The organism is Ruegeria sp. AA3 (assembly GCF_056542905.1).
In genome coordinates this window covers 321199-335456 of record NZ_JBQGAQ010000003.1, presented here as the reverse complement: position 1 = coordinate 335456, position 14258 = coordinate 321199, and the positions used below count along the sequence as shown (strand labels likewise).

At 56.7% G+C, this 14258-nt stretch carries 10 protein-coding genes; 4 read left to right on the top strand and 6 right to left on the bottom strand.

Annotation, left to right across the window (positions count from 1 at the left end; genetic code table 11):
- Positions 1-31: 31 nt before the first annotated feature.
- Positions 32-319: a preprotein translocase subunit YajC gene (gene yajC / locus ACR0JR_RS08240; RefSeq protein ID WP_010442042.1), complete on the bottom strand. Its 288-nt coding sequence runs from the start codon at positions 317-319 to the stop codon at positions 32-34.
- Positions 320-511: 192 nt separating this feature from the next.
- Between yajC and ACR0JR_RS08235 the strand changes: the two genes are divergently transcribed.
- On the top strand, positions 512-2176 hold the full coding sequence (locus tag ACR0JR_RS08235) for a mechanosensitive ion channel family protein (protein WP_480455752.1): 1665 nt from the start codon (positions 512-514) through the stop codon (positions 2174-2176).
- A 72-nt stretch (positions 2177-2248) separates the two neighbouring features.
- The gene (gene serS, locus ACR0JR_RS08230; protein WP_480455750.1) at positions 2249-3541 is read left to right on the top strand and encodes a serine--tRNA ligase; all 1293 of its coding nucleotides are present in this window, start codon (positions 2249-2251) and stop codon (positions 3539-3541) included.
- 50 nt (positions 3542-3591) lie between these two features.
- On the opposite strand, the gene ACR0JR_RS08225 is transcribed toward serS, so the two are convergent.
- The 5 genes from ACR0JR_RS08225 to ACR0JR_RS08205 form a co-directional block, all read right to left on the bottom strand.
- Positions 3592-4200, bottom strand: coding sequence for a helix-hairpin-helix domain-containing protein (locus ACR0JR_RS08225; RefSeq protein WP_480455748.1), 609 nt, complete (start codon positions 4198-4200; stop codon positions 3592-3594).
- Between the two features lie 85 nt (positions 4201-4285).
- Positions 4286-5272 (bottom strand): fatty acid desaturase, encoded by a 987-nt coding sequence (locus ACR0JR_RS08220; protein ID WP_480455746.1) that lies wholly within the window; start codon positions 5270-5272, stop codon positions 4286-4288.
- Between the two features lie 164 nt (positions 5273-5436).
- A complete protein-coding gene (der, locus tag ACR0JR_RS08215; protein WP_480455744.1) occupies positions 5437-6900 on the bottom strand; it encodes a ribosome biogenesis GTPase Der in 1464 nt (487 codons plus the stop codon).
- Between the two features lie 48 nt (positions 6901-6948).
- The gene (locus ACR0JR_RS08210; RefSeq protein ID WP_480455742.1) at positions 6949-8271 is read right to left on the bottom strand and encodes a PQQ-like beta-propeller repeat protein; all 1323 of its coding nucleotides are present in this window, start codon (positions 8269-8271) and stop codon (positions 6949-6951) included.
- Between the two features lie 41 nt (positions 8272-8312).
- The gene (locus ACR0JR_RS08205; protein ID WP_480455740.1) at positions 8313-8984 is read right to left on the bottom strand and encodes a hypothetical protein; all 672 of its coding nucleotides are present in this window, start codon (positions 8982-8984) and stop codon (positions 8313-8315) included.
- A gap of 226 nt (positions 8985-9210) precedes the next feature.
- Here ACR0JR_RS08205 and ACR0JR_RS08200 point away from each other — a divergent pair, with 226 nt between their 5' ends.
- Positions 9211-10434, top strand: a complete 1224-nt coding sequence (locus ACR0JR_RS08200; protein ID WP_480455738.1) for an efflux RND transporter periplasmic adaptor subunit — start codon at positions 9211-9213, stop codon at positions 10432-10434.
- Positions 10431-14246, top strand: a complete 3816-nt coding sequence (locus ACR0JR_RS08195) for an efflux RND transporter permease subunit (protein ID WP_480455736.1) — start codon at positions 10431-10433, stop codon at positions 14244-14246. The genes ACR0JR_RS08200 and ACR0JR_RS08195 overlap by 4 nt, the downstream gene beginning before the upstream one ends.
- Positions 14247-14258 lie beyond the last annotated feature (12 nt).

The window sequence follows — 14258 nt, the reverse complement described above, 5'->3', positions numbered from 1 at the left end:
CCCTGCCTTTTCAAGGATTTGACGCGCGAAGTTACTTCGCCGGTTCGGTCTTGTTCAGAACCTGAGCGATGGTCGATTTGACCACGCGAACCTTCACGCCTTCTGCAATCTCGACCTCAATCTCGTTATCGCCTTCCTTGACCTTGGACACCTTGCCGATCAGCCCACCTTGCGTGACAACCTGATCACCCCTGCGCACGGCTTCGACCATGGCCTGATGTTCCTTCATCTTCTTCTGCTGCGGGCGGATCAGCAGAAAATACATGATCCCGAAAATCAGGATCAGCGGGAGAAACTGGGCGATTGCGCCACCTTCCATGACATATTCCTTTGTTCTGGTAATGCAGAGGGCTCTCTGCAAAGTTGGCGCGAACCTATGCTTTGGTTCAGACGTTTGCAAGCAAACGCATCTGCAATTCACCTATCAAGTGCACTGGATTGATGCGGGACGTTGCAGATATGTTCTAGGCAGCCCCGGCAAGTCGGATATAGTTGTGGCCAGGGGGGCCCAATGATTCAATTAATCCAGACCTTTGGCAAGTTTATTCGCCTAATCCTCTTGACGGTTTCTCTTTGTCTCTTGGCACCACCACTTTGGTCACAGAACGTAATCGGAGAAGAACAAAACACAGAGGATTCTGAAACACAGACCTTTCAGGCTCCAGTTATCGTTGATGGCGATACCCTGTTTCATGTGCGCGGCTCCAGCGCTTTGCCCGCAAACGAGCGGGCGGAGGGTGTTCAGAACAAGATCATAGAAGTAGCCGAATCCTCGGATGCAAAGAAAGTTTCGATAACCTTCGAGGACTCTGAATTCGGGATCCGGATATTTGCCGATGGCATCCAGGTTTCGATCGTGACCGATGCGGATTCCGAACTTGAACAAATGGATCTGAATGTTCTCGGGTTATTGCACGGCCAAGCTATTGAACAGGCGATCGAAAACTACCGCGCCAATCGCACGGAACAAGCACGCGTTTCGGGTGCTATCGAGGCCCTGGCCTGGACGCTCGGCTTCGCGTTATTCGTTGTCATCATTCTCTGGTTACACCGACGCATCAGGCGGCGGACGCTTAAACTGGTTAAACGCTATCTCAAAGACGTCGAAACCGCGACCGCCAAGAGCGTCCAGGCCGAGGCCATAGCGGCATTGATCCGGTATGCCCTGAATTTCGTATTGCTGGTGATCTTTTTCCTTGGCTTCTATTACTATCTCTCCTTCGTTCTGCTGGCCTTTGCCGAAACGCGATACTTTGCGCAATTGCTGCTGACCTACCTGACCGAGCCGGTCCTGCTGATCTTCAAGGGTATCCTCAGCTATTTCCCGAACCTGATCATGCTGGTGCTTATCACCTGGATAACGATGTATATCATCCGGGGAATGCGCGTGTTCTTTGACGCAGTCGAAGCGGGATCGTTCGATCTTGGCGATTTCGAGAAACACTGGATTGGCCCCACGTTTAACATTGCCCGGGTTGTTGTGATACTGATCGCACTGGTCTTTGCTGTCCCTTACATTCCCGGATCAGACTCTGCGGCCTTTCAGGGACTGACTATCCTTGTCGGCGCGATGCTTTCGCTGGGCGCGAACTCGGTGGTCTCGAATATGCTGGCGGGGCTTTTCGTGATTTATCGCCGCTCGACTTCGCTCGGGGACCGTATCCAGATCGGAGACCACATTGGAGATGTAGTGCAGATCAAGCTGATGGAGACACATCTGAAGTCGATCAAGAATGAGCTGATCTCGATCCCGAACGCGCAATTGATGAATTCGGACGTGGTGAACTTCTCAAAAAAAACCGATGGCAATGGGTTGCTGCTGCATACAACGGTTGGGATCGGATATGAAGAACCGCCCGAGAAGGTCGAAGCGATGCTGATCGAGGCCGCACATCGTACCAAGAGCATCAAAGCCAAACCCGAACCCTTTGTTTTGTGGACTGCTTTGGCGGATTACGCGATCAATTATCAGATCAACGGATATAGCACACGGGGCAGTATCATCCCGAAGATCCGCTCGGATTTGCATCGCAACATCGTTGCCGTGTTCAACGAAAACAACGTGCAAATCATGACACCTTCGTACATGGCTGATCCGCCCGAGCCGAAGATCCCAGCGGAAGAGTGGGATGGTCATCTGGCACATGAAACGCACGACGACGCGGATAAGTCGTAACCGGCGCTACACCCTTCCTTTCAGATGGTGCATAAGCGGTTTCAGTGATTCACGCATTTAAGGATCTGAACCATGCACGACATCCGCGCCATTCGCGAAAACCCAGCCGCCTTCGACGCCGCCCTTGCGCGCCGTGGGGACGCGCCGGTGTCGTCAGATCTGTTGAGGCTGGACGAAAGTCGCCGCGCCAAGATTCTGGCAGCCGAGACAGCTCAGGCCGAGCAAAACAAGGCCTCCAAAGAAGTTGGTGCCGCCAAAGGGCGCGGCGATGATGCTGAATTCGAACGTCTGCGCGCGCTGGTGGCCGAGAAAAAGGCCGAAGTGGCCCGGATGCAGACCGAAGCCAAGGACCTGGACGCTCTGCTGACCGACCAGTTGATCCGTATCGCCAACCTGCCGGCAGAGGATGTGCCCGAAGGTGCGGATGAGAACGACAATGTCGAGATCAGCCGTTGGGGCACTCCGTGCGCATTTGATTTTGCACCGAAAGAGCATTTTGAAATCGAAGCCGTCCAGAGCGGGATGGATTTCGAAACCGCTGCCAAGCTGTCCGGCTCGCGCTTTGTACTGCTCTCGGGCGGCGTCGCGCGCATCCATCGCGCTCTGGCGCAGTTCATGCTGGATACGCATATCAATGAGAATGAATTGACCGAGGTTAACGGCCCGGTTCTGGTTCTCTCGGAAATGATGCAGGGCACGGGTCAGTTGCCGAAGTTTGGCGAGGACAGTTATCAGACCCGTGAGGGCTGGTGGTTGATCCCAACCTCCGAAGTGTCGCTGACCAACATCGTCAACGACACGATGATCGAGGAAAGCTATCTGCCCCGCCGTTATACTGCGCATTCCCTGTGCTTTCGGTCCGAAGCGGGCTCGGCAGGCAGGGACACGCGCGGGATGCTGCGCCAGCACCAGTTCGAAAAGGTTGAGATGGTCTCGGTCACGCATCCGGACAAATCGGACGACGAGCAAAAACGCATGCTGCGCTGCGCCGAAGGCATTCTGGAAAAACTGGGCATCCCCTATCGCACCGTCATTTTGTGCACGGGCGATATGGGCTTTGGTGCACGTCGCACCTATGACATCGAGGCTTGGCTACCCGGTCAGGACACCTATCGCGAGATCAGTTCGGTTTCGACCTGCGGTGATTTCCAGGCCCGTCGCATGAACGCACGCTTCCGGCCAGAAGCTGGCGGTAAGCCGGAATATGTTCACACCTTGAACGGGTCTGGTCTGGCTGTCGGGCGCTGCCTGATCGCCGTGCTTGAGAATGGCCAAAACGCAGATGGCACGGTGACCCTGCCCGAAGCCTTGGGCCCCTATCTGGGCGGCAAGCTTACGCTACAGATCGACGGTACACTGGCATAACAAAACCGGCATCGATGATGCCGGTTCCCGATTGACAAGGCGAAGAAGAGTTACTTCTTCGCCTTTTTCTTATTGCTCTTCTTACCAGATTTTTTTTCAGACGTTTTGCCGGACTTTTTGTAAGACTTATTCTTAGCGTCCTTCTTCTTGTTATCCTTTTTGGGCTTTTTGTCTTTCTTGCCCTTCTTGGACTTTTCCTTGACCTTTTCCTTGGCTTTAGAAAATGCTGCTTCCATTTCGGATTTCTTCTTCGCAGCCTTCTCAGCCTTGGCTTTGGCCTTTGCCTTTTTCTTCGCTTTGGCCTCGGCAGCGACTCTCTCCGCCGCAAGGCGTTCCTCTGTGGCTTTTCGCTCGGCCTCGGCCTTGTTCGCGGCGGCATTGCTTTTTGCAGTTGCCCGACGTACCGCAGATTGCTTTGCTGCTGGCTTTTGCGTGGTTGGGCCGCGTGCTGGTGCACGAGCCGCGGCCTTGGGTTTGGCACCTGCAACAGCCTTCGCCGCTGCGATCAACTTGGTTGCGCGGGCAATACCGACGCGCGGAATACCAAGCATGTCTTCAGGTTTGGCCTTTGCTAAGGCTTCTGCTGTTTTGAAGCCCTTTGAATTCAGCGCCCGCTCCAGCGTTGGCCCTACCCCACTCACGTCGGTAACTGCGGTCATGTCGGTTCCTTTCGTTGTCTCCCCTTGGCAACGTAAATGTTTTGGCATTGACGAAAAAGTAGAGAGAGTGACAGCATTTGTAACGTTAACCGCTTTCGGCCAGCCGGTGCTGTTCGGTTCTGTTGGGGAATGGGACAAGGCGTTTGGCTTCCTCATCCCAAAGCTTCAGGTTCAGTGCCGCCACTGCTTCGGGAAATTTGATCCGACGCGGCGTGTATTCCGGGGGTAAGTTATAGTGGCACGCGCGCAGACGATAGGACGGAATGCGCGCATTGAAGTGGTGAATGTCGTGCAAGGTGATGCAAGCTACGGCATTGTCAAACCACCAACCGAAATCCAATGCCGATGATCCTTCCAGCGCTGCTAGCTTGGGGTCCAACTCTGGACGTCGGTCCCAATAGGTGTCTTCGAAATTATGCTGCAGATACACTAGAAACACACCAAGCATGCCCCCGAGTAGAGAAAAGACCAACCAGACTAAAATACCGGTGGCGCCTGCAATCAGGTAAAGCAGTCCCAGAAACACGATAATTGAGAGGTTATGCAGCAGCACACCCATCACCCCAAACCGAACAGTATTCTTGGGCCAGCGATAGCGAATGAAGTAGGTGAACAAAGCACCAACTGGCACAAGAATGAACGGGTTCCGGTAAAGCCTATAAAACAAACGCGTTTTCCAATCGGCTTCGTTCCATTCACGCAGCGTCATTGTGTGAATTTCACCTGTCTCGCGATGTTCGAGGTTTCCGATCCCAGCATGGTGCAGATTATGGTTCTGCTTCATCACTTCGAACGGGGCGAAGGTAAATGGCGACAATCCGTGGCCAGCCCATTCGTTTTGCAGACGGGTTTCAAACAGCGAATGGTGACCGCAATCATGCTGCAGCACGTATAGACGGACTGCAGAAAAGGCAAAAACGATCCCTGCCGGAAACATGACATACCACTGGTCCACATACGTGATCGCCAAAGCCAGCGATGCGAAATACACCGCAAATGTTCCAAAATAGCTAAGGGCGGCAAGCGTATTGTCCTGTACCGCGTATTGTCTTGTATATTCTCTCAGATCCATCACGCCCGCTCCCCAGGGTGGTCCGACCAATCTCAAACTCAAATTACGTGCGGCAAACCCGCAATCAAGCAGCACGTGCAAATACAAATGCACGCACTTGAATGCTAGCGCGCGGAAACGGGGCTGTCACGCCCCCTCACTGAAAATGCTGAAAATTAGCGCAGTTACGCGCGTCCCTTGAGATGCTTGGCCAAGGCGCCTGCGTTTTTCTTGCGTCGGCCCTTGTAGGGGTTCTTGTCGCCCTGCCCACGCAAAGTCAGGCGTATCGGGGTGCCCGGCATGTCAAAATCCTCGCGCAACCCATTGACCAGATAGCGGTTGTAGCTTGCGGGCATCTTGTCGGGATGCGAGCACATCACGACGAACCCCGGTGGGCGCGTCTTGGCCTGAGTCATATAACGCAGCTTAATCCGACGACCCTGCGGCGCTGGAGGCGGGTGCTGTTCCAGCATGGCGGTCAGCCAACGGTTCAGCGCTGCGGTCGGCACGCGGCGGTTCCAAACGTCATGAGCACGCAGGATCGCGGCGCGTAAACGCTCCAGCCCCCTACCTGTTTTGGCCGATACCGTGATCAGAGGCGCACCACGCAGTTGTGGCAACAAACGGTCAAACGACTCTTTCAGGTCACGAAGTTTTTCTTGCTTGTTGTCCTCGATATCCCACTTGTTCACGGCGACGACCACGGCGCGGCCTTCGCGTTCAGCCAGATCGGCGATCCGCAGATCCTGCTGTTCGAACGGGATGGCCGCGTCCAACAGAACCACGACGACTTCGGCAAACTTGACCGCCCTCAGACCATCCGAGACCGAGAGCTTCTCCAACTTCTCCTGCACCTTGGCCTTCTTGCGCATCCCTGCTGTGTCGAAGATCCGCATCGGTGTGCTGTCGCCATCAGGGTCAGCCCAATCGATCCGCAAGCTGATAGCGTCACGGGTAATCCCGGCCTCGGGGCCGGTCAGCAGACGATCTTCCCCGATGATCTTGTTGATCAAAGTGGATTTACCGGCATTTGGCCGCCCAACCACAGCCACCTGCAGAGGTTTATCAGCCGTGATCAAAGGGGCTTCACCCTCGCCATCCTCGTCCAGTTCGATATCAATCTGGGGGCTGTCGTCCTGCGCCTTTTCTGCTGCCGCATCCGCCAGTGGCATAAGTTGGGCATAGAGATCGGTCATCCCCTCGCCATGCTCGCCAGACAGGCGCACCGGTTCGCCAAGACCAAGGTTGTAAGCCTCAAGCACACCCGCATCGGCCGCGTTGCCTTCGGCCTTATTGGCGGCAAGGATCACATGCTTGGATTTTTTGCGCAGGATATCAGCAAACATTTCATCGGTCGGCGTAAGCCCTACCCGCGCGTCGATCATGAACAAGCAAACATCAGCCATGTCCACAGCACGCTCGGTCAGTCGCCGCATCCGGCCCTGCAGGCTGTCATCGGTCGCGTCCTCAAGACCCGCCGTATCGATCACAGTAAAGCGCAGATCTCCCAAACGCGCCTCGCCTTCGCGCAGATCACGTGTCACGCCAGGCTGGTCGTCGACCAAAGCCAGACGTTTGCCCACGAGGCGATTGAACAGGGTGGATTTGCCCACATTCGGGCGCCCCACAATGGCGAGGGTCAGCGACATGTTCTCATCTTTCAAGACTCAAGAAGCGCCCTTTAGCGCATCTTGTCGTCAACGGAAAGCGTGCAATTCGCCCTTGGTCGAAACGACATAGAGCGTCTGACCCGCCACAACCGGCGCAGTGGTCGCACCGCCCGGCACTTCGATCTGATGGACCAACGCGCCGTCAGCTGGATTGAAGAAGCGTAGATACCCATCGTTCGAAGCTACAACCAGCCGCCCTCCGGCCATGATTGGGCCGTAATGAGCAAAGATCGGACCCCGACGGCCCGGCTTGTTCTTGACGAATCCGGGCAGATCGATTGCCCAGACAATCGAGCCATCCGCTGCGTCCAGACGCACCAGTTGGCTGCGATCGCTGATCAGGAATACACTGTTTCCTGCTGGCCAGACCGTATCAACCGCACCTTCCAGAGCGGTCCAGTTCCGCTCACCTGAATCAGTATCAAAGGAAACCGTACGACCCGAGTGGTTGCCGATCAGGATCGAATTGCCAGACACCATAGGCCCGGCTGTCACGTCTACGATCTGAGCCGCCGCGCGACCCCGGCGGCCACCCGCTACAGATGCGTTCCAACGCAAGATGCCTCCCCGGCGAAAAGTCGCGGCAATGTCACCCGACCCAAATGCAAAAACCGACAGGTCCGAAGCGATGACCGGCGCTGGTGCACCCAAAACGTTCCCGACGCTCGGAGTGCCGTCAATCTGCCAAATGATCCGGCCGTCCTTTGTGTTCACCGCCCAGCCGGTCTCGTCCCCGGCTACCAGATAGAGAATCCCGCCACTGACCAAAGGCGCGCCACTGCCGGTTGCATTCAAACGCTTTTGCCACTTTTGAGCGCCTGTTTTAGCATCTAACGCGGTCAAACGACCAAAACCCGATGAGACGTACAACACACCATCGGCGTAAGCGAGCCCGCCCCCTGTGGCATCGACGTCTTTTTCATTCGGTGGAATCAGATTGGTGCTCCAGGCAACTTGCCCCTGTGGCGTCACCGCCGAAACAGTCGCACCGGAATCGAGCGTATAAATCAAACCACCAGCAACAACCGGGTCTGCAGTAATCCGCTGTTTCCGGCTGTCACCGGAACCAATGTTGGCTGACCAGATACGCTGTGGCGTGGGGCTCAATGCGGCATTTGTAGTGCGGAATGCAGGGGTGCCCGGGCTTTGCGACCAGTTCGCGTTCCGGCTTTGGGCCGGAATGCTAATTGGCTTGGCGCCACGTGTTTCCACGGTTTCGTTGTCAACGGCGGCGCGAATATCCTCACGCTCACCGGGCAGAATAATCTCGGGTTCCTGACATGCGCTCAGCGCAGTCAAGGAAACTGCCGCGGCGACCAATCCAAAGCGTGAGAAATAACGTGTTACCATATTCGACAAACTCGCCTGTGATGTTCCGTTTCGCTGCCGGGTCAACCCTGCTGGGTTGCGACAGGCTCGGGCACACCCCCAAGCGCAATGATCAGTTGGGCTGCGCGTTGCTGTAGATCGGCGCTGGCTTCGGCGTCCTGGCGCAAAGCCTGCAAGCGATCCAACGCAGCCTGTGTACTTCCCTCGGTCACATCAATCAGGGCCAGTTGCTCCTCGGCAAGCAAGCGCAAAGGCGCACCGGGTATCGCAAGCGCCTCGAATTGTTGACGGCGATCTGCGACCGGCATCGTGTCGGCTTGCAGCAGCAAAGCCTTGAAACTTGCAATCGCCCGGTAGATTTCTGGCAAATCCCCCTGTGTAGCGATCGCGTTCAGGCTGTTCACAGCATCCTGTTGCGATCCTGCATCGGCCTGCGATGCAGCCAATAACATATTCAGAACCGCGTCACCTCCCGCAGATGAGGCATCGACCGCTTGCAGGCTGGCTGCGCGTTCATCGGATGCGTTCTGAGACAAAGCAGACAGAATCGCATCACCCAGAGCTTCGGCCTGATTTGTATCGCGCGCCTTACGGTATTCGTTGAATGCCGCGCCACCTACAATGGCAATGACAGCGACAACACCCACCCAACCCCATCGGCGCAATAGCAGGTACATGCGATCGCGGCGCACCTCTTCGGTGACCTCATCAATAAAACTGTCGACGTCGCTCATCCCTGCCCCCAGGCTTAAGTGTCCGGTTTTCTAGCGCCATGTCATACCGCGCCGTTCAGGCCAAGCCAAGTGCTCGAATCCACACATTTGCCCGCATCCGCGTGGCCCTTGCGAAAAAAACTAAACCGAACTATTCAGTTCAGTATGGAAAAGCCGTTTCTATTACCCCATTTCAAGTGATAGAGGCGAAAGCCAGCCGCGCGAACAAATCTGGAGATTGTACCGCATGCGATTGATTTCATTCGTTAACGCTGTTTTGGTTATTATTGCGTTGTATTTTCTTGTATTCGAACGCGACACGCTTTTTGCGTTCGCTGGTCGCGGGGATGAGCCTGCTGAAGCCGTAACTGAGGTTTCGGAATCAGTGCCTGCTCCGGATGCGATAGGTGTTGTCGTGGTGCGTTCGACAGCGCGCGAAATCGGCAGTGCGGTCCAGTTGCGCGGTCAAACCAAGGCAAATCGCCAGGTCGAGGTACTGGCTGAGACGATCTCGACCGTCGTGTCCGAGCCAAAACGCAAAGGCGCATTTGTCGAAGCGGGTGATCTACTGTGTGAGCTGGATCCCGGCACCCGCCCCGCAAGTCTGGCCGAAGCGATGGCTGCAAAGCTTGAAGCCGAAAGCCGTGTACCCGAAGCCGAAGCACGTATCGAAGAGGCTCATGCTCGTCTGGCCGAGGCTGAAATCAATCTGAAAGCAGCACGCAAGCTGTCTGAAACCGGGTTCGGTTCGGAAACGCGCCGCATCTCGAGCGAGGCCGAAATGAGCACCGCCGAGGCTGGCATCAAATCCGCTGAGGCTGGTCTGGAATCAACGCAAGCGGGTATTGAAGCCGCCACTGCAGCGGTTGCAGCCGCCCAACGCGAGATGGATCGCCTCACTATCGAGGCACCGTTCAAGGGGCTGCTGGAAAGCGATACCGCGGAATTGGGCAGCCTGATGCAGCCCGGTTCGCTGTGTGCAACCGTTATCCAGCTCGACCCAATCAAGTTGGTGGCTTTTGTGCCTGAAACCGAAGTGAACCGGATTATCGTCGGTTCGATGGCGTCTGCACAACTGGTCACAGGCTTGCAGGTTGAAGGGCGCGTCACGTTCCTGAGCCGCTCGGCCGATGAAACCACCCGCACGTTCGAGGTGGAGATCACCGTTCCCAACCCGGAACTTCTGATCCGTGATGGCCAGACCGCCAACATCCAAATCGCCGCCGAGGGCGTCAAAGCACATCTGCTGCCGCAATCCGCGTTGACCCTGAACAATGAAGGCGAACTTGGTGTACGCACCGTTGTCGCTGACAACGTTGTCGATTTCGTTCCAATCCGCCTGCTGCGCGACACTGCCGAGGGTGTTTGGGTTGGCGGCCTGCCAGAAACCGCAGATATTATCGTGATCGGTCAGGAATTCGTGACACGCGGCGTAACCGTTGCGCCGACCTACAGGGAAGCATCGCAATGACGGGTATCGTCAGTTGGGCCGCAAGCCGTGCCAGAATGGTTCTGGCTTTCATCGCGATCTCGCTGGTTATCGGCGGATATGCTTATGTAGGGCTGCCGAAAGAGGGTGAGCCGGATATCGATATCCCGATGCTCTTCGTGTCGGTCCAGTTTCCGGGCATCTCGGCGGAGGATAGCGAGAGCCTCCTGATCAAGCCGATGGAAACCGAGATGGCCGACCTCGACGGGCTAGACTCGATGACCGCCACCGCTGCAGAAAGCTACGCGGGCGTTCTGCTGGAATTCGAGTTCGGTTGGGACAAATCCGCCACCATCGCTGATGTGCGCGATGCCATGAATAGCGCACAAGCTGATTTCCCTGATGGGGCCGAGCAGTATACGATTACCGAGGTCAACTTCTCTGAATTTCCTATCGTCATTGTCAACCTGACTGGTCCGGTCCCCGAGCGCACGATGGCGCGCGTTGCCAAAGACCTGCAGGACGAGCTTGAGTCGTTGGATGCGGTGCTTGAGGCCGGTATCGCCGGAAACCGCGATGAAATGCTTGAGGTCGTGATCGACCCGCTCCGACTTGAGGCCTACAACGTCACGGCCGCTGAACTGATCAACGTTGTGCAGAACAACAACCAACTGATCGCGGCGGGTGAGGTTGAAACCGAGCAGGGCACGTTCTCGGTCAAGATCCCTTCGTCATTCAAGACCGCGCAGGACGTCTATGGCCTGCCCGTCAAGGTCAATGGTGACCGCGTCGTCACCCTGGGTGAACTGGCCGAGATTAACTATACTTTTGAGGACCGCGCTGGCACGGCCCGGTTCAACGGTGAATCCACCGTCGCGCTGCAGGTCGTAAAGCGCAAAGGCTTCAATCTGATCGATACCGTCGCGCTGATCAAATCCACAGTGGCCGAGGCACAAACCAATTGGCCAGTCGAGTTGCAGGCCGCAGTTGATGTGGGCACCTCAAACGACCAAAGCCGCATCGTCGATTCGATGGTGCGTCAGCTTGAGGGGTCGGTCCTGACCGCCGTCGCGCTTGTGATGATCGTGGTTCTGGCATCTCTGGGAACGCGCGCCGCGTTGCTGGTGGGATTTGCGATCCCGACCTCGTTCCTGTTGTGCTTTGCCTTCCTAGCGATGATCGGAGTCACAATCTCGAACATGGTAATGTTCGGCCTGATCCTTGCGGTGGGCATGCTGGTCGATGGTGCCATCGTTGTGGTGGAATATGCCGACAAGCGCATCAAAGAAGGCGTCGGCCCGATGCACGCCTATGTAGAGGCGGCGCAACGGATGTTCTGGCCGATTGTCTCTTCTACCGCCACGACCTTATGCGCCTTCCTGCCGATGTTGTTCTGGCCTGGTATACCCGGCGAGTTCATGAAAATGCTCCCGATCACGCTGATCTTCGTTCTGTCAGCCTCGCTGATCGTGGCGCTGATCTATCTGCCCGTCGTTGGCGGTGTCTCGGGTCGCATGAGCCGTAGCTTTGAGCGGAGTTCAAATTGGCTGCGGGCACGCACACCATGGTGGGTGCGCGCGCTTCTGGTGCCGCCTTCACTATATATGATCTTCCTCGGCGCAATGCAGGTCTTGAACCCCAACTATCTGCTGCCCGGCGGTTCACTCGCTGGTGTGCTGTTGTTCCTGTTCGGCGCATTCGCCGGGTCGGTCACGCTGAGCGCAGCCAAGATCGAACGGGCCCCGGATGAACATGTGCATACCACAAAAGAGCACACGCCCTTTGGTTACGTGATCAAGTTCCTGGTCGGCAATCCGGTCATGCCGGTGGTATCAATCGCAGTAGTCTTTGCGGCGGTATTCTGGGTCGCGTTCATCCTGTTCCCGCAGAACTCGCGCGGTGTCGAATTCTTCGTCGAGAGCGAACCGGAACAGGCTACAGCCTATGTTCGGGCGCGCGGCAACCTGTCTCTGGCTGAAAAAGACGAGATGGTTCTTCAGGCCGAACGCGTCATCAGTGAACATCCGGCAGTGATCAACGTATTTGCCTTTGCGGGCGAAGGCGGCCTGAATCAGAACAATGGCGGAGCAGAAGCCCCAGCCGACACCATTGGCCGTGTGCAGTTCGAGCTCATTCCTTGGGAAGATCGCCCAATCAGCTCTGAGCAGATTACCGGTTGGTTCTGGGGACCGATTGCTGGTCTGCTCGGCTTTGCAAAGGAGGAAGTTGCAGCCGAATATGACGGCAATTTTGTTCTGGAAGAACTCACCGCAGAGTTAGCAACTCTTCCCGGCTACATCGTTGATATTCAGGCGCTGGAGCAAGGTCCCGCCTCGGCCAAGCCCGTTCATCTGCGGATCAAGGGCGATAGCTGGGAAGAATTGACCGCGGCCACGCTCACAGCGCGCGAGGCGTTTGATACCACCCCCGGCCTGATCAAGATCGAAGACACCCTGCCCCTACCCGGCATCGACTGGCAGATCGACGTGGACGTGGCCAAGGCGGGCCGGTTCGGCGCGGACGTCGCAACCGTAGGCGCGATGGTACAGCTTGTCACGCGGGGTATTCTGCTTGGTGAGATGCGTCCGGATTCGACCGATGAAGAAGTTGAAATCCGTGTCCGCCTGCCCGATCAGGATCGTGTCTTGTCGACGCTGGATACGCTGAAAGTTCGTACACCAGACGGGTTGGTCCCCCTGTCGAACTTTGTCACCCGCAAACCGGTGGCTAAGCTTGCCGAGATCAATCGCGTGGACCAGCAGCGCTACTACGACGTCAAGGCAGATGTCGAACCGGGGCTGAGCAAGATCGTGACCACTGGCCCGGACGGCGCAGAACTGCGTCTGGCCACAGTGCGAGCGATTGGCGAAGGTTCCACGCCAACCGGCACCACGATCACCAATATGGACGGAGCCGAGTTCGAACTCGTGAAGCTGACGGGCGCCGAGAATGTGGGCGAAGTGCGGGCCGCCATCGAAAGCGGTGACGCTCGGTTTGCCCTGATCAATCCGAATGAACGGATTGCTGTACTGACCGAATGGCTGAAGACCGACCCGTTCGGCCGCACCATCGCGTGGGAGTGGACCGGCGATCAGGAAGATCAGGCTGAAAGCCAGGCCTTCCTGTCCAGCGCTTTCCTTGCCGCGCTGGGGCTGATGTTCGTAATCCTGCTGGCACAGTTCAATTCGTTCTATAACTCGGTGCTGGTGCTGCTGGCTGTGGTTCTGTCTACGACCGGTGTACTCTTGGGCATGATGGTGATGCAGCAACCGTTCTCGATCATCATGACCGGGACCGGAATCGTCGCCTTGGCCGGTATCGTGGTGAACAACAACATCGTTCTGATCGACACCTATCAGGAATACAGCGGTTACATGTCGCGTATCGATGCCATCGTCCGCACGGCCGAGGCGCGTATCCGTCCGGTTCTGTTGACCACGTTGACGACCATGGCGGGTCTGACCCCGATGATGTTCGGCCTGTCGCTGGATTTCATCGGTGGCGGGTATTCGATCGACAGCCCCACGGCGCTGTGGTGGAAACAGCTGGCGACGGCGGTGGTCTTTGGCCTCGGCACGGCCACGGTGCTGACACTGATCGTCACGCCTTCATTCCTGGCGCTACGGGTGTGGGTTACAACCTACGCGGTATGGCTGGGTAGGGCGCTGGCGCGCGCCACGGCGGGACGGTCCAGCCAGATCGCGCAGGACATGGCAATCGGCCAAAGCGCGCGAGACGTGCAAGCAGCCGAGATGATCTGGACCGATGAACCGGACCGAGTTGCCCCTGATCAGAGCGCTCTGGACGACCGGCCAGATCATCCACCAACAACCCCGCTGAAGGCGGCGGAATAAAAAAAGGCGAGC